The sequence below is a fragment of the Actinomyces israelii genome (genome assembly GCF_030253495.1).
Taxonomy (GTDB): domain Bacteria; phylum Actinomycetota; class Actinomycetes; order Actinomycetales; family Actinomycetaceae; genus Actinomyces; species Actinomyces israelii.
In genome coordinates, this window is record NZ_CP124548.1 from 2272482 (window position 1) to 2293010 (window position 20529).

The following is a 20529-nucleotide window of genomic DNA, read 5'->3' on the forward strand; positions in this document are numbered from 1 at the left end:
GGACCTCCTGTGCTCGGCGACTGGCTGGGCTCCTCGCCGGGTCCGCACCCCGCCCGCGCGGGGAGGCACGGGCACGGCTGGATCGGCGCCGTGATGAAGTCTAGCCTCGCACCGTGGCCGACCATGCACCTGCGAGACGTCTGAGTGAGGAATCCGGCCCTTCCCCGGCCGGCGCCCCGGCGCTCTCCGCCGCCCCCGCCGGACTGCAGGCATCCTTCGAGGACATGGGCACGCCCCTGCGGGAGGTGACCTTCGTCGTGGTCGACCTGGAGACCACCGGCGGCGCACCGGGCGCCCGTGCGATCACCGAGATCGGCGCAGTACGGGTCCAGGGCGGCGTCATTGACGGGGCAGACGGCGCCTTCTCCACCCTGGTCAATCCCGGCACCGCCATTCCCGCGCAGATCACGGTCCTGACGGGCATCACCAACGCGATGGTGGCCGGTGCCCCGCCGGTGGGCGAGGCCATGGCCTCCTTCCTGCGGTGGGCGGGCTTGTCGGCTCCCGGGACGGTCCTGGTGGCGCACAACGCGCGCTTCGACGTCGGCCACCTGCGCGGTGCGGCGCGCGCCCTGGCCCTGGGGTGGGAGGAGCCGCTGGTGCTGGACACCCTCGCCCTGGCGCGCAGGGTCTGGGGGCGCTCGGACGTCCCCAACCACCGGCTGGGGACGCTGGCGTCCTTCGTGGGCTCTCCCACCAGGCCGACGCACCGCGCCCTGGACGACGCGCGCGCCACCGTCGACGTCCTGCACGCCGTCCTGGAGGCCCTGGCCCCGCTGGGCGTCACCCACCTGGAGGACCTGGCCACCGCCGCCGACCCGGTGCCCCCGCGGCGCCGGGCCAAGAGCCGCATGGCCGACGGCCTACCCGCTGCCAGCGGCGTCTACCAGTTCCTCTCTCCCGCCGGCCAGGTCCTCTACGTCGGCTCGGCGGTCAACCTGCGCCGCCGCGTGCGCTCCTACTTCACCGCCGCGGAGAAGCGGACGACGGTCGCGCGCATGCTCGACGCCGCCGCGAGGGTCCGGATCATTGAGACGGCCACCGAGGTCGAGGCCCGGGTGCGCGAGCTGCGGCTGATCGCCGAGCTCGACCCTCCGGCGAACCGCCGCTCCCGGGCGCCGTGCCGTCAGCCCTGGATCCGCCTGGTGGACTCCCCCGAGCCGCACCTGGCGACGACGACGGCGCTGCCGACCGACGAGGTGGGCTCCGCCGTCGGCCCCTTCCCCTCGCGCTCCGCCGCCCGGGAGGCAATACGCGCGGCGGAGTCGGTGCTGCGGCTGCGCGCCTGGGACGGTGGAAGCCTGAGGGCGGTCACCCGCGACGATGCGCCCGCCGACGCCGCCACCGCGGTGCGCGCCCTGTCGGGGCAGGTGGATCTGGTCGCCGCACCGGTGCTGGAGCGCGTGTCGTCCCTCGCGGCCCAGGAGCGCTATGAGGAGGCCGGGGCGTGGACCGCCCGGCTGCGCCACCTTTTGCTGGGGGTGCGCCGTGCGGAGCGGGCGCGCCCGCTGCTGGCCTGCCCGCACCTGATCGCGGCGCGGCGCAGGCGGGGCGGCGGCTGGGAGCTGGTGGCCGTGCGCTGGGGGCGGCTGGCCGGCAGTATGGCCACGCCCGCGGGCGCCGATCCACGCCCGGCCGTCGAGACGCTGCGGGCGACGGCGCAGGTGGTGGAGCGGCCCGAGCGCGTGGGGGCGGACACCAGCGTGGAGGAGACGCTGCTGCTGTCGGACTGGGTACTGGAGGCAGGAGCGCGCCTGGTGGAGGTGCACGGCGCCGACGGCGTCAGTGGTACGGGGCCGAACGTCTGCGCCGCCCTGAGCTGGCCTGTCGGTGCGGCCGCCCGGTACCGCCGGGTCATCGACTCCTCCTGAGGCGACTCTCGTCGAGATCGGTCGTACTCCGTACCGAGATCGGTCGAGTTCCGGCTCGAGATCGGTTCACCTCCGCGTCGAGATCAGTCCGGGACGCCGACCTGAGGCCCGCCTGGCGCAACCGCCCCGGTCGGGCCGGGTCAGCCGGCGGGGACGACCGTGCCGGGGCGCGCCTGAAGGGCCCTGGTCACGCCCTCCTGGAGGGCCATCGGATCGAGCGGACGGGGCACGACGACCTCGGCCTTGGACCAGGCGGCGAGCCAGTCGTCCTGGGGGCGGGCGGTCAGGAGAACCACCGGCGGGCGTCTGTCGAGCTCTGTGAACAGCTCGTGGGCCAGCCCCATGCCGCCGAGCTTCTTCGTCTCGGCGTCGAGCACCAGGGCGTCGAAGGGGGCCCTGCCCTCCTTGGCCCGGTCCTTCAGCGCCATGCGCACGCCCTCGGCGGTGGCGGCCTCCGTCCAGCTCACCAGCGGCAGGCCCTTGGCGGGGCGGCGGCCGACCCCCTCCCTCACCTGGCGGCGCACCGCGGCGTCGTCGGAGAAGACGAGGATCTCGAGGCGGGCGGTCGCGACCTGGTCGGCCATGCTGTCCTCCATGATGGGGCGGGACGGTTCCACGGTCAGTGTAATCACAGAACAGCGCCTGTTGGAGCCGGAGATCAGTCTGTACAATGAATTCTGAGCACTGTTGCAGTACTTGTCTATGGAAACGTCTGCGCAGTGGACCGCGACCGACCCACGAAAGGCATTACCATGGCCGTGTACACCCTCCCCGAGCTCCCCTACGACTACGCAGCCCTTGAGCCCCACATCTCCGGGCGGATCATGGAGCTCCACCACGACAAGCACCACGCCGCCTACGTCGCCGGCGCCAACGCCGCCCTGGAGAAGCTTCAGGCCGCCCGCGACGCCGACGACTTCGCCGCAGTGAACCTGTGGGAGAAGAACCTGGCCTTCAACCTGGGCGGCCACATCAACCACTCGATCTTCTGGAAGAACCTCGCCCCGGGCGCCGGCGGCGAGCCCGAGGGCGACCTGGCCGAGGCCATCAAGGACTCCTTCGGCTCCTTCGGCTCCTTCAAGAAGCACTTCGCCGCCACGGCCCTGGGCATCCAGGGCTCCGGCTGGGCGGTGCTCGCCTACGACTCCGTGTCGGGCGGGCTCGTCATCTTCCAGCTCTTCGACCAGCAGGGCAACGTGCCGGTCGGCACTATCCCGCTCTTCCAGGTCGACATGTGGGAGCACGCCTTCTACCTGGACTACCTCAACGTCAAGGCCGACTACGTCAAGGCCGTCTGGAGCATCGCCAACTGGCAGGACGTGGCCGAGCGCCTGGCCGCGGCGGTGGCCCGCGCCGAGGGCCTCATCGTGCGCTGACGCCGCCCGCCCCGTCGCAGCGGATCGCCCCGCAGCCGCACGGCTGCGGGGCGATCGCGCGGAGGCCCACGTGAGCCTACACGGCCGGGCTCACACGGCGGCCTCGATATCCATCACGTGGACGTAGGCGGGCAGCGGCTGGCCGTTCTGGCCCTTGCCTCCCCCCGGAACCAGAACGACGACGCGCGAGCCCACCGGCACGTCCACGAGCCCGGCGAGGTTGGTGGCCGAGGACATGGGGATGAGCTGAGGCTGCTTGCGGGTCCACGAGGAGTCGCCGGCCGAGCCGTCCCAGGATGAGAAGGCCACGTTGACCAGCAGCGTCGAGTCCTTGGTGATCGGCTCGCCCGTGCCCCTGGCCAGGACGATCACCTCGGTCTGGGTCGGCTCGGCGGCGCCGGAGCCGACCGCGACGGACGGCGCAGAGCCGAGCTCGCCGGTCACGCTCACGCCCCGGTCGGCCACGGCCTGCCCGCCCTCGGGCGCCGCGTCGGCGGTCCCCGCCGCTATCTCCTCGAGCGTGCCCGCGTACCTGATCTCGACCACGAAGACGAGCGGCCCGGAGGGCTTGCCCTCGCCCGGGTTGTCGCCGTAGGCCTGGTCGGCGGGGATGGCCATCTCCAGCCGGTCGCCGACCCTGTGCCCGGGAAGGCCCTGGCGCCACCCGTCGATGACGCCGGAGAGCGGGAACAGGGCGGGAACGCCCCTGGTGTAGGAGGAGTCGAAGGGCTGGTCCGAGCCCCACTGCCAGCCCGTGTACGACACGGCGACGAGGTCGTCGGCGGAGACCTCCTCGCCCTGCCCCTCGGACAGGGTCTTCACGGTGAGCTCGGCGGGCGCGTCGCTTCCGCTCCAGGTGAGTGTCGGCTGGGCGCCTGCGTCACCGGAGACCCCGGGGAGTATCTCGGAGTCGGCCCGGCTCCCCGTGCAGCCCGCGAGGGCGAGCGCAGCGGCGAGGATGAGCGAGGTCAGGGCGACGAAGGGGGTGCGGCGCACGGGGTCTCCTTGGGTGCGGGTGGGTGATGCCGGCGGGCGCCCGGCACCCGGTGGGAGGCGCCGCGTTCCCGGCAGCGAGCGCGGGCTCCTTCTGGCGGACGGGTCAGCTGAAGGACTCGCCGCAGGCGCAGGTCCCGGCGGCGTTGGGGTTGTCGATCGTGAAGCCCTGCTTCTCGATCGTGTCGGCGAAGTCGATGGTGGCCCCCGACAGGTAGGGCACGCTCATGCGGTCCACGACGACCTCCACGCTGTCCATCTCGCCGCCGCCGGTCGAGAAGGAGCGGACGGCGTCGCCGTCGAGCAGGCGCTCGTCGAAGTAGAGCTGGTAGACCAGCCCGGAGCAGCCGCCGGGCTGCACGGCCACGCGCAGGCGCAGGTCGTCGCGGCCCTCCTGGATCAGGAGGCTGGCGACCTTGGCGGCGGCGGTCTCGGTGAGCAGGACCTCGTGCTCGGGGACCTCGGCGGTCGTGTCGGTCGAGGTCAGCGTCGTCTCTGCCATGTCATTCTCCTCGTAGGGGACAATCGGGCGCTCATGTGAACTCATGGTCCCGAACGCCCCGGTGGGACGTCTTGTTCCCCCACCCTACGTCGTCCGCCCGGCGATGCCCGCGTGACGGCACTCACCCGGGTCGGGCGTGTTCCCTCCCGGAGGGGCGCGTCGGGCCCTGGCGGGCCCGGTCAGGCGAGCGTGACCAGCTCGAGGTAGTCCGGGCTCCACAGGTCCTCGTCGCCGTCGGGCAGCAGGAGGACCCGGTCGGGCGCGAGCGCCTCGACGGCGCCCTCGTCGTGGGTGACCAGGACGACGGCGCCGGCGAAGGTCGCCAGCGCCCGCAGGATCTCCTCGCGGCTGGCCGGGTCGAGGTTGTTGGTGGGCTCGTCCAGGAGCAGGACGTTGGCGCTGGAGACCACCAGGATGGCCAGCGCCAGGCGGGTCTTCTCCCCGCCGGACAGGACGCGCGCCGGCTTGTCGGCGTCGGCCCCGGAGAACAGGAAGGAGCCCAGCACGCTGCGCACCTCGGTGTCGTTCATGCCGGGGGCGGCGGCGCGCAGGTTCTCCACGACCGTGCGCCCGGTGTCGATGGTCTCGTGCTCCTGGGCGTAGTAGCCGATCTTGAGGCCGTGGCCGCTGAGGACCTCCCCGGAGTCGGGGTCCTCGACCCCGGCCAGGAGCCGCAGCAGGGTCGTCTTGCCCGCGCCGTTGAGGCCCAGGACGACCACGCGGCTGCCGCGGTCGACGGCCAGGTCGACTCCGGCGAAGACCTCCAGGGAGCCGTAGGCCTTGGACAGCCCGGTGGCGCGCAGCGGCGTCCTGCCGCACGGCGCGGGGTCGGGGAAGCGCAGGTGGGCGACCTTGTCGGCGACCTGCTCGGCCTCCAGGTCCTCCATGAGCCGGTCGGCGCGCTTAAGCATCTGCTGGGCGGCCACGGCCTTGGTGGCCTTGGCCCGCATCTTCTCGCCCTGGGCGCGCAGGGCGGCGGCCTTCTTCTCGGCGTTGGCGCGCTCTCGACGACGCCGGTGCTCGTCGTCAGCGCGCTGCTTGAGGTAGGCGTCCCAGCCCAGGCGGTAGACGTCCAGGACGCCGCGGGTGGCGTCCAGGTGCATGACCTGGTTGACGGTGTCGCGCAGGAGGTCGACGTCGTGGCTGATGACGATGAAGCCGCCGGAGTAGGCGCGCAGGTGGTCGCGCAGCCACAGGACCGAGTCGTGGTCGAGGTGGTTGGTGGGCTCGTCCAGCAGGAGCGTGTCGGGCTTCTGGAACAGGACGCGGGCCAGCTCGACGCGCCTGCGCTGGCCGCCCGACAGCGTGCCGATGGCCTGGTCCAGCACCCGGTCGGGCAGGCCGAGCGCGGCGGCGATGCGGGCCGCCTCGCCGGCTGCGGCGTAGCCGCCGGCCATGGTGAACTCGTGGTCCAGGCGCGCGTAGCGGTCCATGGCCTTGGCCTGGGCCGCCCCCTCGGTGGTGGCGATCCGCTCCTCGGCCCTGCGGATGCGGGTGAGCAGGGCGTCGATGCCGCGGGCGGACAGGATCCTGTCCCGGGCGATCTCGGTGAGGTCGCCGACCTTGGTGTCCTGGGGCAGGTAGCCGACCGAGCCGTTGCAGGCGATAGTGCCCTCGTGCTCGACGGCCTCCAGGCCGTGGCGCTCATCGGCGTCGGCGACGGCCTGGCCGGAGCCCTGGGAGACCGAGGCGGCGGCCAGGAGCTTGGTCATCGTGGTCTTGCCGGCCCCGTTGCGCCCGACCAGCCCGATGCGCATGCCCTTGCCCACCTGGAAGGTGGCTCCCGCGACGAGCCGGCGGGCGCCGATGCGCATAGTGAGGTCCTGGACGTTGATCACGCGCGCCATGGTACGGGCACCGGGGCGCTCCCCCGCACGCCGGCGGCGGGGAGCGCCCGGTGATCGGTCACACCGAGGGGCGCCCGGCGCCGACTCAGTCCCACCAGAGCCAGGTCCCCAGGGGCTCGTGCTCCCAGTGCCGGTGCACGAACCGGACCTCATCGGGTACCGACTCCGCGTCCAGGTCGTAGCGGGTCCGGACGGTCTCCCACAGGGCGAGGCACGCGCAGTACTCGTCATGGGCCTCACTGATCTCCAGCTCGAGCAGGTCCGCATCCGCGATCCACAGGCCCTCGACGGTGACCCGCTCATCGGGGCGCTGCGGGCCGATGCCGTAGCCGGACAGGCGCACGCGCCCTGCGGCCCGCGCGCACGCCCGCAGGAGCGCGCCCAGGGTGGGGGCGAGGTTCTGGCGGTCCTGGAGCTGGGCGGCCGGAAGGATCTCCAGGAGGCGTCGCGCGACGCGCGGGCCGAGGTCGTGGAAGGGCGTGTAGTCCTCCTGGGGCGCGCCGTCGGCGGCTATGAGGCCCTCCGGGCCGTGGCCGTACTCGGCGGGGATGACGGTGGAGCGCAGGTCGTCGCGGCAGCAGGCGAGCTCGTGCCACACGCCGGCCCGCACGCTCCAGCCGCGCGGCCCGTACAGGCCCGCGTCCTCCTGGTCCCAGCGGTCCTCCCCCGGCGGGGGGACCGGGGCAGGGACGACGTCGGCCGCCTCGCAGTCGGGTCGGTCCTGGCCGATCCGGTCGAACTGGCTGATCCGGTCGATGTCGGGAATGGTCTCTGTCGTCGCTGTCATGGCGGTGGCTCCTCGAAGTGTGCGGCCGGGCTCTTCCGGCTGCTGCTAAGGCCGGCGGCGCCGTCGCCGCCTGATCCGAGTGTGAGGGCACGGCCACCCGCCCCGCTGACCGCCTGTGAGTGTGTTTCTTCGGCCCGTCACAGGTGAAGGCTGTGGAGCCCCGCAGCTCCTCCGCCGCCCCGCGCGGCCGATACGGGGTCGCGACCGCAGGTCCGGCGCCCGATCTGACCACGTGCTGTGATCCACGCGCTATCCTGTTCGCTAGTCCCAGCTGCCTGGGACGGTCCCAACTCTTGGTCCTGCGCTCCTTACGTACCGTCGCGGAGAGCGCAGCGGCCTACGAAAGGCCCTCGATGACAACAACAACCTCTACCCCGGAGGCGATCCTCGCCGCGGTCGGTGGACCTGGCAATATCACCAGCTTCACCCACTGCGCGACGCGTCTCCGTTTCGAACTGCACGACGCCTCCGTCGTGGACAAGGCGACCGTGGAGGCCATCCCCGGTGTTCTCGGCGCTGTCCCGCAGGGTGGCGACCGCTACCAGATCGTCATCGGCGGAGCGGTCGCCAGCGTCTACGAGCAGATCAACAGCCTGCCGGCCATGAAGGCGGGGGGGGGAGCCTCCGGCTCCGGAGCGAAGACCGACGCCGAGGTCAAGGCCGAGGCCCGTGCGAAGACCCGCGGCAAGAACGCCCTCGTCGACGCCTTCTTCGAGTACCTCTCGGACTCCTTCCGCCCGCTGCTGCCGGTCCTGCTGGGAGCCTCGCTCATTATCGCCGGCGAGGCCATCTGCGAGGCCTTCGGCCTCATCGACACCCACCTGCCCAATGACCAGAAGCCCGCCACGCTGCTGTTCGTGGACGCCATGTTCCGCAGCGTCTTCTACTTCCTGCCGATCATGGTGGCCTACAACGCCTCCAAGAAGCTGAAGATCGACCCGTGGGTGGGGACCGCCATTATGACGGCGCTCCTCACGCCGGAGTTCCTGGACCTGACCAACCACCCGAGCACCACCTGCGTCCACAACGACACCATTAACTCCGACCTGTGCACCGCCCACATTCTCGGCCTGCCCATGCAGCTCAACGCCTATGGCGGCCAGGTCTTCGTCCCGCTCATGATGGTGGCGGTGCTCGCCCTGGTCTACAAGGGCCTGGTCAAGGTCGTTCCGGACAATGTCCAGATGGTCTTCGTGCCCTTCCTGTCCTTCTGCATTATGATGCCGGTCACGGCCTTCCTCATCGGCCCTCTGGGCGTGTGGATCGGCACCGGCCTGGGCACCGCCCTCTTCTGGCTCAACAGCCACGCCCCCATCGTGTTCGCCATTATCATCCCCATGGTCTACCCCTTCCTGGTGCCGCTGGGCCTGCACTGGCCGCTCAACGCCCTCATGCTGGCGAACATCGCCTCGGACTCCACCGGCCACACCGACTTCATCCAGGGCCCCATGGGCGCCTGGAACTTCGCCTGCTTCGGCGCCACGGCCGCCGTCCTCGTCTGGTCCTTCCGCGACAAGGACAATGAGATGCGCCAGACCGCCACCGGTGCGCTCTTCGCCGGTCTGCTCGGCGGTATCTCCGAGCCGTCCCTCTACGGTATCCACCTGCGATTCAAGCGCATCTACCCGTTCATGCTCGTCGGCTGCGCCGTCGGCGGCATCATCGAGGGCATCGGCGGCGGCGTCAAGACCGGCACCTTCGCCTTCACCTCGCTGCTCACCATCCCGGTCTTCAACCCGATGGCCCTCTACGCGATCGCCGTCGCCGCGGCCTTCGCCACGGCCTTCTTCCTCATTGTCACCTTCGGCTACCGCACCAAGGAGGAGAGGGCCGAGGCGCTCGCCGCGGCCGGCGTCGTCGATGCCGACCCGTCCCAGGCCGCCGCGGACCTCGCCCTGGAGTCCTCCGCGTCCTCCGCGTCCTCCGCGGCCGCCAACGAGGCGGCCGCAGCGGACGCCGCCGAGGCGCCGACCGAGGAGGTCAAGCCGGCGCTCGCACCGGGTGCCGTCACCGAGGTGGCCGCCCCGCTGACCGGCTCGGTCATGGCCCTGGAGGACGTCTCCGACCCGGTGTTCTCCTCCGGCGCCGTCGGCAAGGGCGCAGGACTGACCCCCACCGGCGACATCGTGGTGACCGCCCCCGCGGACGGCACCGTCGTCGTCGCCCCCGCCTCCGGCCACGCCTTCGGCATCAACCTGGACAACGGCATCGAGCTGCTCATCCACGTCGGCCTGGACACCGTCAACCTCGAGGGCAAGGGCTTCGACGTCAAGGTCAAGCAGGGCGACCGCGTCACCGCCGGACAGGAGCTCGTCCGCGTCGACCGCGCCGTTATCGAGGAGGCCGGCTACCCTCTGACCACGCCGGTCCTGATCACCAACACCGCCAAGTTCACCTCCGTCGAGGTCATCCCCGACGGCGACGTCACCGCCGGCGCCCCCCTCATCCGCGTCACCGCACCGGCCGAGGAGGGCTGAGCCCCTGGCAGCAGTCCCGGGGCCGCCGGGACGCAACGCCGGTTCCCCCGGCCCGCGATCATCTCGCGGGCCGGGGGAACCGGTGTTGCAGGCCTGTCAGCCGATGCCCTCGTCCTCGACGTCCACGTAGCGCTCGGCGGGAGCCTTGTCGGCGCTCAGCGTCGCGGCGTAGTCGGGGACCTCCAGCTGCAGGGAGCGATCGGTGCGCTGGTAGCCGGTGGACGGCGGCCGCTTCGGGAACTTCATCTTGGGCCGGTCGACGTGGTGGTAGGGGATGGCATTGAGCATGTGGTGGATCACGTTGATGCGCGCCTTGCGCTTGTCCTCGGACTCCACCACGTGCCAGCGCGCGGACTCGATGTCGGTGTGGACGAACATGTCGTCCTTGGCCCGCGAGTAGTCCTCCCAGCGGGTGACGGACTCCAGGTCGGTGGGAGAGAGCTTCCAGCGCCGCATAGGGTCGGTCAGGCGCGACTTGAACCTCTTGTACTGCTCCTTGTCGGACACGGAGAACCAGTACTTGAGCAGCAGAATGCCGTCGTCGACGAGCATCCGCTCGAAGATCGGGCACTGCTGCAGGAAGCGCCGGTGCTCCTCGGGGGTGCAGTAGCCCATCACGTGCTCCACGCCGCCCCGGTTGTACCAGGAGCGGTCGAACAGCCGGATCTCCCCCGCCGCGGGCAGGTGCTCGATGTAGCGCTGGAAGTACCACTGGGTCTGCTCGCGCTCGGTGGGCGCGGGAAGCGCGACCACCCGCGCAATACGGGGGTTGAGGTACTCGGTGATCCGTTTGATCGCCCCGCCCTTGCCCGCGGCGTCGCGGCCCTCGAATACCACGACGACCCGGGCTCCGGTGGACTTGACCCATTCTTGCATCTCGACCAGTTCCGCCTGCAGCCGCAGCAGCTCCGCCTCGTACAGGGAACGATCCATCTTGTGGTGCTTCTTCGCCATGTGCCCGAGTATGGCACGGATCACGTCACCGCACAGGCTCTTCGCCGTCCTTTCCATGGCGGCATCCGGGCGGAAGGCCCGCAGGAGGGCCCCGCCCGTCAGTCGCGGATGCGCAGCGCCCAGAAGGCGACCGCGGCCGCGGCGGCCACATTGAGGGAGTCCACTCCCCCGGCCATGGGGATGCGCACGACCTCATCGGCCGCGGCCAGGGCGCGCCGGGACAGCCCGTCGCCCTCGGTCCCCAGCACGACGGCGACCTTCGAGCCGGCCGCCGTGCACGCCGGCGAGGAGGCGAAGTCGTCCAGGCTCACCGAGTCCTCGCCCAGGGCCAGGGCCGCCACCGCGAAGCCGGCATCGTGCAGCTCGTCCACAGCGGGCCAGCGGGCGATCCGCGTCCACGGCACCTGAAAGACGGCGCCCATGGACACCCGCACGCTGCGCCGGTACAGGGGGTCGGCGCACCGGGGGGTGACCAGGACGGCGTCGATGCCCAGCGCCGCCGCCGAACGGAAGGCGGCGCCGACATTGGTGTGGTCGACCAGGTCCTCCAGCACGGCCACGCGCCGGGCGCCGCGCGAGCCGCGGGCGGAGGCGAGCAGCGCGCCGACGTCGGCCGGCGCGGGCCGGTTCATGGCCGCCAGGGCGCCGCGGTGCAGGTGGAAGCCGGTGATGGACTCCAGTACCTCCTCCGGCGCCAGGAACACGGGCACGTCCCCGCCGTCGTCCGCTCCCCCGCAGCCCACGGCGGCGGCAATGAGGGGCCGCATCTGCCGGTAGTGGCGCTCGGCCATGAGGAAGGAGCGGGGCGCGTGGCCGGCCTCGACGGCGCGGGCGATGACCTTGGTGGACTCGGCCATGTACAGGCCCCGCTCGGTCTCCAGGCGGCGGCGCAGGGCGACGTCGGTCAGGCTCGTGTAGTCCGCGAGCAGGGCGGCCGGCCCAGGGCCGTCTCCGGCCGGCCCGGGACCGTCGGCCCCATCAGGGCTGTCGAGGCGGATGATCACGAGCGGCGCGCGCCCCTGGAGTCGCGGCCGACGTCGGCGAGCAGCGGGTTGCGCTCGGCCGCGGGGGCCTCGGCGACGGCGGGACCGTGGAACTGGCTCTGGTAGAGCTCGTAGTAGGCGCCGCGAGCGGCGATGAGCTCGTCGTGGCCGCCCTGCTCGACAATGTCGCCGTGCTCCATGACCAGGATGATGTCCGCGTCGCGGATGGTGGACAGGCGGTGGGCGATGACGAAGCTCGTGCGGCCCTCGCGCAGCCCCACCATGGCCTTCTGGACGAGCAGCTCGGTGCGGGTGTCCACCGAGCTGGTCGCCTCGTCCAGCACCAGGATCTGCCGGTCGGCCAGGAAGGCGCGCGCGATCGTGATGAGCTGCTTCTCCCCTGCGGAGACGCCCGCGCCGGAGTCGTCGATGACGGTGTCGTAGCCCTCGGGCAGGGCCCGCACAATGTGGTCGACGCTGGCGGCCCTCGCGGCGGCGAGGACCTGGTCCCGGGTGGCGCCGTCGGCGCCGAAGGCGATGTTCTGGCCGATCGTGCCCTCGAAGAGCCACGTGTCCTGGAGGACCATGCCGATCTGCCCGCGCAGCTCGTCGCGCGACAGCTCGCGCGTGTCGACGCCGTCGAGGGTGATGGCGCCGGACTGGGGGTCGTAGAAGCGCAGCAGGAGGTTGACCAGGGTCGTCTTGCCGGCGCCGGTGGGGCCGACGATGGCGACGGTCTGCCCAGGCTCGACCACGAGGTTCAGGTCCGTGATGAGCTCGGTGCCGGGGCTGTAGGAGAAGCGGACGTGGTCGAAGACGACGCGGCCGGCGACCCGCTCCGGGAGGGAGGCGGCGGCCGTGTCGGTCTCCTCGGGCGCGTCCATGATCTCGAAGACGCGCTCGGCGCTGGCGGCCCCGGACTGCAGGAGGTTCGTCATGGAGGCGAGCTGGGTGATGGGCTGGGTGTACTGCTGGGAGTACTGGATGAAGGCCTGGACGTCGCCGAGCGTCATGGTGCCGCTGGTGATCTTGATGCCGCCGACGACGGCGATGATCACGAAGTTGAGGTTGGCCACCACGCGCATGGCCGGCTGGATGGTGCCGGAGATCCACTGGGCCCTGTAGGAGCCCTCGTAGAGGCGGGCGTTCTCCGTCTCGAAGAGGCGGTTGAAAGTCTCCTCGGAGCTGAACAGGGCGACGGCCTCGCGTCCGGTGAAGGCCTCCTCGACAACGCCGGACACCTTCCCGGTGGCGTCCCACTGCTCGGTGAAGTGGGGCCGGGCCCTGCGGGCGATCAGGAGGGTGATGGCCGCGGCGACCGGGAGGGTCACCAGGGCGACCAGGGAGAGCTGCACGGAGACGGTGAGCATCATGGCGAAGACGCCGACGACCGTGATGACCGAGTTGAGCGCCTGGGAGAGGGTCTGCTGGAGCGTCTGGGTGACGTTGTCGACGTCGTTGGTCACGCGCGAGAGCATGTCGCCGCGCGAGCCGCGGTCGATGTAGGACAGGGGCATGCGGGTGAGCTTGTCCTCGACCTCGGCGCGCATGCGCCTGCCGGTGCGCTGGACGACGCCGGCCAGGATCCGCCCCTGGATCCACAGGAAGACCGCGGAGGCGAGGTAGAGGGCGAGAACCTGCAGGAGGACGACCATGAGGGCGCGGGTGTCGAGCCCGCGGCCGACGACGACGTCGTAGGCGGAGAGCATGTCGGCGTAGCCGTCCTGCCCGCCGTCTCGCAGCACCTGGGCGAGCTGGTCGCCGGCCAGGCCGTCGGGCAGGCCGCGTGCGCCCAGGAGCGTGCCGAGGACGCCCTCGAAGATGATATTGGTGGCGCGGGCCAGCACCCTGGGGGCGACGACGTTGAGGACGACCGCCACGGCGGTGAGGGTGACGACGGCGGCGATGCGCCACCGCTCGGGGCTCAGCTCGCGCAGGAGCCGCCTCCAGGTGCCGGTGAAGTTCTTGGCCTTCTCGGTGGGGGCCGCGGCGGGCCCGGGTCCCTGGCTCATGCCGCCTCCTGCGCGCTGATCTGGGACAGGACGATCTCGGCGTAGGTCGGGCAGCCGGTCATGAGCTCGTCATGGGTGCCGATGCCGACGACGTGCCCCTCGTCGAGGACGACGATCTGGTCGGCGCCCCGGATGGAGGCCACGCGCTGGGCGACGATCACGACCGTGGCCCCGCCGGTGGCCCCGGGCAGGCCGGCGCGCAGGCGCGCGTCGGTGGCGTAGTCCAGGGCGGAGAAGGCGTCGTCGAAGATGTAGACGCCCGCCTCGCGCACGAGGGCGCGGGCGATGGCGAGGCGCTGGCGCTGCCCGCCGGAGAAGTTGACGCCCCCGGAGTCGACCTCGTGGTCGAGGCCGTCGTCGAGGCCCTGGACGAAGCCCGCGGCCTGGGCGGCCTCGAGGGCGCTCCACAGCTCGGCGTCGGTGGCGTCCTGCCTGCCGTGCCGGAGGGTGGAGCGGATGGTGCCGGAGAACAGGTAGGCCTTCTGGGGCACGGTGGCGACGGCCCGGCGCAGCTCGACGGGGTCGAGGTCGCGCACGTCGACGCCGTCGAGACTCACCGCCCCCTCGGTGACGTCGAGCAGGCGGGGCAGGAGGTTGACCAGCGTCGTCTTGCCCGAGCCGGTGGAGCCGATGAAGGCGGTCGTGGTGCCCGGGGCCATGTCGAGGGTGATGTCGGCCAGGACGCGGGAGGCGGCGCCCGGGTAGCGGAAGGTGACGCCGTCCAGGCGGACGCGGCGCCCGCGGCCCGGCCCGGCGGCGACAGGCAGGTGCGCGGGCTCGGCCGGTGCCCTGATGGCGGGTTCGACGGCGAGGACCTCCTGGAAGCGGTCGGCCGCGACCTGGGCGCGCGGCAGGAGCGTCACGAGCATGACGGCGATAATGACCGAGAAGAGGATCTGCATCATGTAGTTGAGGAAGGCCGTGAGGTCGCCGACCTCCATCTGGCCGTCGCCGATGCGCAGCCCGCCGAACCACATGACGCCCAGGGAGGCGAGATTCATAATGATCGTGACCGAGGGGAAGAGCAGGGCGAAGAGGTAGCCGATACGCAGGGACGTGTCGGTCAGCTCGTCGTTGGCGCGGGCGAAGACCTCGCCGCGCTCCTTCTGGCGCACGAAGGCGCGGATGACGCGCACGCCCTGGATCTGCTCGCGCATGACCAGGTTGACGCGGTCGATGCGGTCCTGCATGGTGCGGAAGCGCGGCAGAAGGCGGCCGGCGAGGACGCCGACGACGGCGAGCAGCAGGGGGATGAGCACGAGCAGCAGGGAGGACAGGGGCACGTCCACGCGCAGGGCCATCACCGTGCCGCCCACGAGGATGATCGGCGCCATGAGCATCATGGTCGCGACCATGAAGACGACCATCTGGATCTGCTGGATGTCGTTGGTGGAGCGCGTGATGAGTGAGGGGGCGCCGAAGCGCGAGACCTCCTCGAGGTTGAAGCGCTGGACGTGGCCGAAGATGTCCTTGCGCATCTGCCTGCCGAGCCCCATGGAGGCCCTGGCCGCGAGGTAGGCCCCGACAATGGCGACGCTCCCCTGGACGACCGTGATGGCGAGCATCTGGGCGCCGAGGCTCCAGATCTTGTTCGTGTCACCGGCCACGACGCCGTCGTTGATAATGCCGGCGTTCAGGGTCGGCAGGGACAGCGCCGCGATCGTCTCGACGATCTTGAGCAGCAGGATCGTCAGCAGAAAACCCCTGTAGGGGCCCAGGTAGCGACGAAGGGTCGTGAGCAGCACACCAGGGAGACTAAGACCGTTCATCGAGCACTGTCCTGGTCTCCCCGGCGGCGGAGGCGTTTTGGGACGCGGTTCACGCCGTTGATCAATGCGACCGGCGCGAGCAGCGTGAGCGAGGCGGCTCAGCCGCGGTGGCTGGTGGGCGGCATCGACGGGGGGTAGCCGTCGCCCGGCCGGGAGCCGTAGCGGCCGCGAGCGCCCTCCGAGGGGCGGTCGTCGGACGCCTCCTGGGAGGCGGACTCGGCCTCGCCGCGGGCCTGCGCCAGCGCCTCCTCGGGCGTCTGGAGGTTGGTGGCCGCCAGGTCGGAGGCGATGTCGAGGCCGGAGCTCATGCCGGACAGGTCGACCCTGACGTTGTCCGACCCGGAGCTGAAGGCGCTCGAGCCCGGGCCCGACGGCGGCCTGCCGCCCAGCGCGCCGGCGATGCCGTCCAGGGCGGCGGTGAACTCGGTGGGGACGATCCACATCTTGGAGCTGTTGCCGTTGGCGATCTTGGGCAGGGTCTGCAGGTACTGGTAGGCCAGCAGCTTGGGGTCGGCGTTGCCGCGGTGGATGGCGTCGAAGACCTGGAGGATGGCGCGGGACTCGCCCTGGGCCTTGAGGATCGCGGACTGGGCCTGGCCCTCGGCTCGCAGGATGGCGGACTGCTTGTCGCCCTCGGCGGTCAGGATCTGGGACTGCTTGACGCCCTCGGCGGTCAGGATCGCGGCACGGCGGTCGCGCTCGGCGCGCATCTGCTGCTCCATGGCGCCCTGGATGGAAGCGGGCGGGTCGATGGACTTCAGCTCGACATTGCCCACGCGGATGCCCCAGCGGCCGGTCGCCTGGTCCAGGACGCCGCGCAGCTGTCCGTTGATCTGGTCGCGGCTGGTCAGCGTCTGCTCCAGGTCCATGGCGCCGATGACGTTGCGCAGCGTGGTGACGGTCAGCTGCTCGATGGCCTGCAGGTAGTTGGAGATCTCGTAGGTGGCGCGCATGGGGTCGGTCACCTGGTAGTAGATGACCGAGTCGATGGACACCACGAGGTTGTCGGAGGTGATCACCGGCTGCGGCGGGAAGGAGACCACCTGCTCGCGCAGGTCCACCGTATTGCGCACGCGGTCGATGAAGGGCATGAGGAAGTGCATGCCGGCGCCGTACTCGGCCTGGAACTTCCCCAGCCGCTCCACAATGATCGCGTAGGACTGCGGGACGATCCGCACCGCGCGGAAGATGGCGATGACGATGAACAGCGCCAGCAGCAGAAGGATGATGATCGGGACAATGGCGAAGTCGTTCACGCGAGATGTCTCCTGACGTGGTTGGAATGGTCTGTCATGCTGATCGGGTCCGAGTCGGACCGGGAGGCCGGCGCCCGCGCACGACGGCCCGCCCGCCCCGGGGCGTCCGGCGCACCGTTCACCCGGTGTCCCTGGCTCACGCCGGCTGCGCGCCTGCGGGGGCTCCCGCCGGAGCCACCACGGCGATGGCGCCGTCGATGTCGGTCACGCGCACGGGATCGCCCACGCTCAGGCGCGAGACCCCGCCGTTCTCCTTGGACAGGCGGGCGCTCCACTCCTCGCCGCCCAGGCGGACGCGCCCCCCGTGGGCGTCCACGGCCGTCAGCGCGACGGCCTCGCGCCCGATGAGGCCCTCGGCGTTGGTCCGCGCGTCGGGTGACCCCCTGGTCAGGCGGCGCCTCGCCCAGGGCCTGACGGCCACCAGGAGGAGCACCGAGACGACGGCGAAGACGAGGGCCTGGACCCACAGGGGGCCGCCGAGGGCGGCCGCGGCGGCGCCCCCGAGCGCTCCGCCTGCGAGCATGAGGAACGTCAGGTCAACGGTGAGCGTCTCAACGACGCCCATCACCAGGGATGCGCCAAGCCACCAGAGCCAAGCCATTGGATTCCTCCTAGTGTGAGATGCGACGCCCGAGCCGTGGCTCAGGCGGTGTGCCGGCCCGTGGGGCCGGCGGGGACCCCGCGCGCGGTGTAGCGGCCGCGGTCCTGGCCGATCTCCAGCGGCAGGCCGAAGGTCGCCGACATGACGGGGCCGGTGAGGACCTCGCGGAGGGGGCCGGCGGCCACCACCTGGCCGCCGCGCAGCGCGAGGGCGTGGGTGAAGCCGGTCGGGATCTCCTCGAGGTGGTGGGTCGCCATGAGCATCAGCGGCGCCCCCGGTCCGGAGATGATATCGGTCAGGGCGGCCAGCAGCTGCTCGCGGCCGCCGACGTCGAGGCCCGCGGCGGGCTCGTCCAGGATGAGGAGCTCGGGGTCGGGCATGAGCGCGCGGGCGATCTCGACCCGCTTGCGCTCCCCGGAGGACAGGGTGGCCCAGGCGCGCCCGGCCAGCTCGCCGGCGCCGAGCGCATCCAGCAGGGCGCGTGCGCGCTCGATGTCGAACTCGTCGTACGCCTCGCGCCACACGCCGATGCGCCCGTAGGAGGCGGACAGCACGATGCTCAGCACGGGCTCTCCCCCCAGGACCCGGCCGGCCAGGGCCGAGGAGCACAGGCCGATGCGGGGATGGAGCTCGGAGACGTCCACGCGCCCCATCCGCTCGCCCAGGACCTCGACCGTCCCCGAGGAGGGGAACAGGCGCGCCGCGGCGATGCGGCAGACGGTGGTCTTCCCGGCCCCGTTGGGCCCCAGCAGCACCCAGTGCTGCCCCTCCTCGACGCCCCAGCTCATGTGGGCGAGGATCTGCGTGGTCCCACGGTGGAGCGAGACGTCGTCGAGGCGGAGCACGGTGGTCATGGGCCCTACCCTATCGTGCAAGGGTGACTTGAGTCCCACGTCCACGGCCGCAGACTGTCGCGGGGCACGGTCGCCGCCGCAGCGGCTAGGGTGCAGCGCCGTGAGCCTCTTCGACCTGCCCGCATCCGTCGTCCTGGCCCTGTGGGCGCCTCTGCCCTCCTCCCGCGGCACCGCCGTCGTCGAGGGCCCCGACGGCGCTCATGAGGTCGATGACTCGGCCTCCCCGTGGGGGCTGGGGCGGCTGCCGCTGGAGCGGTGGCTGACGGCCTTCGGCTCGCTGGGGCGGGCCTGCGCGGCGCTCGTCTCCCCCGCCGATCCGCTGCCCGGCCTGGCCGCCGCCGTCGACGCCGGCGAGTGCGCCCTGCTCGAGGCGACCACCGGCCGCAGGGTGCTGCTCATCCCGGAGGGGGCCGGCACGAGCGCAGTGTGGCGGGCCGAGGAGCTGCTGACTCCTCCGCCTCCGCTCGACGCCGGGCAGGCCCGCCGGGACGTCCACGCGGCCACGCAGGAGGCGATCGACGCCCTCACCGAGCTGGACCTCGCCCGCGAGCGCCCCGACCTCGCCGACACCCTCACCGACCTGGTGACCGCGGTGATCGACCCGCGCCTCCTCCCGCCGTCCCTGGACGCCAGGCGCCGCACCCTGCTGGAGCGCTCGCTGCGGCTGGCGGCGATCTGCGAGCTGGCCCTGGCCGACGACGGCGCCTCGGCGACGGCCCTCCAGGCCGGGCGCCGCGCGCAGGTGCTGCGCCCGCTGCTGACGACGGCGCGCCGCGGGGTCGCGGCCGCGACCGAGTGGTGGGGGCCGCGGCAGTCGTGACGACGGCGGCGGCCCCCTGCCGCGGGACCGGGCTCAGCCGTTGTCCAGGGCCCAGCGGTAGACCTCCATGGTCCGCTCGGCGATCGCCGTCCAGGCGAAGTGCTCCTCCACCCGCTTGCGGGAGGCGGCCCCCATCTTCTTGGCCTTGGCCTCGTCGGTGGCCACCGCGGCCAGGCGCTCGGCGAGGTCGGTCACGAAGCGCTCGGGGTCGATCGGCGTGCCGGTTCCGTCCTGCACCTGGTCGATGGGGACCAGCAGGCCGGTCTCGCCGTCGACGATGACGTCCGGGATGCCGCCGGTGGCCGAGCCGACCACGGGCAGCCCCATGGCCATGGCCTCCAGGTTGACGATGCCCAGGGGCTCGTAGACCGACGGGCACACGAAGACGTCGGAGGCGCCCAGGATGGCCTGGAGCTGGCGGTGCGGGAGCATCTCCTCAATGAGGATGACGCCGGTGCGCTTGGCTTGGAGGCCGGCCACGAGGGAGTCGACCTCGGCCTTGATCTCCGCGGTGTCGGGGGCGCCGGCGCACAGGACGACCTGGATCTCGGCGGGCAGCTTCTCGACGGCCCGCAGCAGGTGGGGCAGGCCCTTCTGGCGGGTGATGCGCCCGACGAAGACCACCGTGGGCCGGGAGGTGTCGATGCCGTAGTGCTCCAGGACCTTCTGGCTGTCCGCCTCCCAGTCGGCGTCGGTGGGCCGGGCCCAGGCGTCCAGGTCGATGCCGTTGTGGACGACCTTGACCCGCTCGGGGTCGACCTGCGGGTAGGAGCGCAGGATGTCCTCGCGCATGCCGCGGGAGACGGCGATGACGGCGGTCGCCCCTTCGTAGGCCTGGCGCTCCGCCCAGGAGGACAGGGCGTAGCCGCCGCCGAGCTGCTCGGCCTTCCACGGGCGCATCGGCTCCAGGGAGTGGGCGGACAGGATGTGCGGGATGCTGTAGAGCAGACCGGACAGGTGCCCGGCCAGGTTGGCGTACCAGGTGTGGGAGTGGACGATGTCGGCGCCCTCGACGCCGGGGACCATCTCCAGGTCGACGCCGAAGGTCTTCAGGGCCGCGTTGGCGCCGTCGAGCTCGGCGACCTCCGGGTAGCCGGTCACGCCCGGGTCCGCGCCCTCGGTGCCGGGCTCGCGGGGTCCGCCGAAGGCGTGCACGCGCACGTCGGCCAGCGGGCGGAGCACCTTGGCCAGCTCGTTGACGTGGACTCCGGCCCCGCCGTAGATGAAGGGTGGGTATTCCTTGGTCAGCAGGTCGACCCTCATGGGTTGCGTCTCCTCGCTCGCGCCCCTGCGCGCTGTGTGAATCTGGTGGCTGGTCCGGGGTGGGGCGGGCTCGCGGAACGTGAGCCGTCCCACGTCCGACGGTATCGGCTTTGCGCTGCCGATGGGGCGGTTTGCGCCATTCGATACCCGTGCCGCGCCGCGTC

Annotated in this window: 17 protein-coding genes; 4 read left to right on the forward strand and 13 right to left on the reverse strand. The window is 71.9% G+C overall.

All coding sequences use genetic code 11. From position 1 onward, the window contains the following. Positions 1-113: 113 nt before the first annotated feature. Positions 114-1871 (forward strand): DEDD exonuclease domain-containing protein, encoded by a 1758-nt coding sequence (locus AIF0345_RS09400; protein WP_267489896.1) that lies wholly within the window; start codon positions 114-116, stop codon positions 1869-1871. Between the two features lie 140 nt (positions 1872-2011). Here the strand turns inward: AIF0345_RS09400 and AIF0345_RS09405 are convergent, their stop codons facing one another. Next, positions 2012-2455 (reverse strand): DNA-binding transcriptional response regulator, encoded by a 444-nt coding sequence (locus tag AIF0345_RS09405; RefSeq protein WP_285295982.1) that lies wholly within the window; start codon positions 2453-2455, stop codon positions 2012-2014. A gap of 168 nt (positions 2456-2623) precedes the next feature. Here AIF0345_RS09405 and AIF0345_RS09410 point away from each other — a divergent pair, with 168 nt between their 5' ends. Then, the gene (locus tag AIF0345_RS09410) at positions 2624-3247 is read left to right on the forward strand and encodes a superoxide dismutase (RefSeq protein WP_043558165.1); all 624 of its coding nucleotides are present in this window, start codon (positions 2624-2626) and stop codon (positions 3245-3247) included. Positions 3248-3337: 90 nt separating this feature from the next. Here the strand turns inward: AIF0345_RS09410 and AIF0345_RS09415 are convergent, their stop codons facing one another. The 4 genes from AIF0345_RS09415 to AIF0345_RS09430 form a co-directional block, all read right to left on the reverse strand. Then, a complete protein-coding gene (locus tag AIF0345_RS09415) occupies positions 3338-4243 on the reverse strand; it encodes an FKBP-type peptidyl-prolyl cis-trans isomerase (RefSeq protein WP_043558167.1) in 906 nt (301 codons plus the stop codon). Positions 4244-4346: 103 nt separating this feature from the next. Continuing rightward, positions 4347-4742 carry a HesB/IscA family protein gene (locus AIF0345_RS09420; RefSeq protein WP_043558169.1) on the reverse strand — a complete coding sequence of 132 codons (396 nt, stop codon included), beginning with the start codon at positions 4740-4742 and terminating at the stop codon, positions 4347-4349. A 179-nt stretch (positions 4743-4921) separates the two neighbouring features. After that, entirely contained in the window at positions 4922-6589 is a 1668-nt protein-coding gene (locus AIF0345_RS09425) for an ABC-F family ATP-binding cassette domain-containing protein (protein ID WP_285295984.1), read from the reverse strand. An 85-nt stretch (positions 6590-6674) separates the two neighbouring features. Continuing rightward, positions 6675-7376 (reverse strand): hypothetical protein, encoded by a 702-nt coding sequence (locus AIF0345_RS09430; protein WP_285295986.1) that lies wholly within the window; start codon positions 7374-7376, stop codon positions 6675-6677. 353 nt (positions 7377-7729) lie between these two features. Between AIF0345_RS09430 and AIF0345_RS09435 the strand changes: the two genes are divergently transcribed. Beyond that, positions 7730-9853, forward strand: coding sequence for a glucose PTS transporter subunit IIA (locus AIF0345_RS09435; protein ID WP_285295987.1), 2124 nt, complete (start codon positions 7730-7732; stop codon positions 9851-9853). A gap of 96 nt (positions 9854-9949) precedes the next feature. Here AIF0345_RS09435 and ppk2 read toward each other — a convergent pair whose 3' ends face one another. The 7 genes from ppk2 to AIF0345_RS09470 all read right to left on the reverse strand — a co-directional run bounded on the left by ppk2 (position 9950) and on the right by AIF0345_RS09470 (position 18282). Beyond that, positions 9950-10786 (reverse strand): polyphosphate kinase 2, encoded by an 837-nt coding sequence (gene ppk2, locus AIF0345_RS09440; protein WP_043558498.1) that lies wholly within the window; start codon positions 10784-10786, stop codon positions 9950-9952. A gap of 119 nt (positions 10787-10905) precedes the next feature. Further along, on the reverse strand, positions 10906-11811 hold the full coding sequence (locus AIF0345_RS09445; protein ID WP_404975920.1) for a TrmH family RNA methyltransferase: 906 nt from the start codon (positions 11809-11811) through the stop codon (positions 10906-10908). After that, the gene (locus AIF0345_RS09450) at positions 11808-13802 is read right to left on the reverse strand and encodes an ABC transporter ATP-binding protein (RefSeq protein WP_285295988.1); all 1995 of its coding nucleotides are present in this window, start codon (positions 13800-13802) and stop codon (positions 11808-11810) included. Before AIF0345_RS09450 ends, AIF0345_RS09445 begins: the two co-directional genes overlap by 4 nt. Next, the gene (locus tag AIF0345_RS09455; RefSeq protein ID WP_285295989.1) at positions 13799-15547 is read right to left on the reverse strand and encodes an ABC transporter ATP-binding protein; all 1749 of its coding nucleotides are present in this window, start codon (positions 15545-15547) and stop codon (positions 13799-13801) included. Before AIF0345_RS09455 ends, AIF0345_RS09450 begins: the two co-directional genes overlap by 4 nt. Positions 15548-15669: 122 nt before the next feature. Further along, positions 15670-16827: an SPFH domain-containing protein gene (locus tag AIF0345_RS09460; RefSeq protein ID WP_043558186.1), complete on the reverse strand. Its 1158-nt coding sequence runs from the start codon at positions 16825-16827 to the stop codon at positions 15670-15672. Positions 16828-16963: 136 nt separating this feature from the next. Further along, on the reverse strand, positions 16964-17428 hold the full coding sequence (locus AIF0345_RS09465; protein ID WP_285295990.1) for an NfeD family protein: 465 nt from the start codon (positions 17426-17428) through the stop codon (positions 16964-16966). A gap of 41 nt (positions 17429-17469) precedes the next feature. After that, positions 17470-18282, reverse strand: coding sequence for an ABC transporter ATP-binding protein (locus AIF0345_RS09470; RefSeq protein ID WP_268916359.1), 813 nt, complete (start codon positions 18280-18282; stop codon positions 17470-17472). A gap of 100 nt (positions 18283-18382) precedes the next feature. Between AIF0345_RS09470 and AIF0345_RS09475 the strand changes: the two genes are divergently transcribed. Then, the gene (locus tag AIF0345_RS09475) at positions 18383-19102 is read left to right on the forward strand and encodes a hypothetical protein (RefSeq protein WP_268916360.1); all 720 of its coding nucleotides are present in this window, start codon (positions 18383-18385) and stop codon (positions 19100-19102) included. A 33-nt stretch (positions 19103-19135) separates the two neighbouring features. Here AIF0345_RS09475 and glgA read toward each other — a convergent pair whose 3' ends face one another. Next, positions 19136-20365 (reverse strand): glycogen synthase, encoded by a 1230-nt coding sequence (gene glgA, locus AIF0345_RS09480; protein WP_268916361.1) that lies wholly within the window; start codon positions 20363-20365, stop codon positions 19136-19138. Between the last annotated feature and the right edge of the window lie 164 nt (positions 20366-20529).

Excerpts from the sequence above, each read along its gene's own strand:
- AIF0345_RS09405 (WP_285295982.1), bottom strand. The coding sequence starts at position 2,455 with ATGGCCGACCAGGTCGCGACCGCCCGCCTCGAGATCCTCGTCTTCTCC.
- AIF0345_RS09410 (WP_043558165.1), top strand. The coding sequence starts at position 2,624 with ATGGCCGTGTACACCCTCCCCGAGCTCCCCTACGACTACGCAGCCCTT.
- AIF0345_RS09420 (WP_043558169.1), bottom strand. The coding sequence starts at position 4,742 with ATGGCAGAGACGACGCTGACCTCGACCGACACGACCGCCGAGGTCCCC.
- AIF0345_RS09425 (WP_285295984.1), bottom strand. The coding sequence starts at position 6,589 with ATGGCGCGCGTGATCAACGTCCAGGACCTCACTATGCGCATCGGCGCC.
- AIF0345_RS09430 (WP_285295986.1), bottom strand. The coding sequence starts at position 7,376 with ATGACAGCGACGACAGAGACCATTCCCGACATCGACCGGATCAGCCAG.
- AIF0345_RS09435 (WP_285295987.1), top strand. The coding sequence starts at position 7,730 with ATGACAACAACAACCTCTACCCCGGAGGCGATCCTCGCCGCGGTCGGT.
- ppk2 (WP_043558498.1), bottom strand. The coding sequence starts at position 10,786 with ATGGATCGTTCCCTGTACGAGGCGGAGCTGCTGCGGCTGCAGGCGGAA.
- AIF0345_RS09450 (WP_285295988.1), bottom strand. The coding sequence starts at position 13,802 with ATGAGCCAGGGACCCGGGCCCGCCGCGGCCCCCACCGAGAAGGCCAAG.
- AIF0345_RS09465 (WP_285295990.1), bottom strand. The coding sequence starts at position 17,428 with ATGGCTTGGCTCTGGTGGCTTGGCGCATCCCTGGTGATGGGCGTCGTT.
- AIF0345_RS09470 (WP_268916359.1), bottom strand. The coding sequence starts at position 18,282 with ATGACCACCGTGCTCCGCCTCGACGACGTCTCGCTCCACCGTGGGACC.
- glgA (WP_268916361.1), bottom strand. The coding sequence starts at position 20,365 with ATGAGGGTCGACCTGCTGACCAAGGAATACCCACCCTTCATCTACGGC.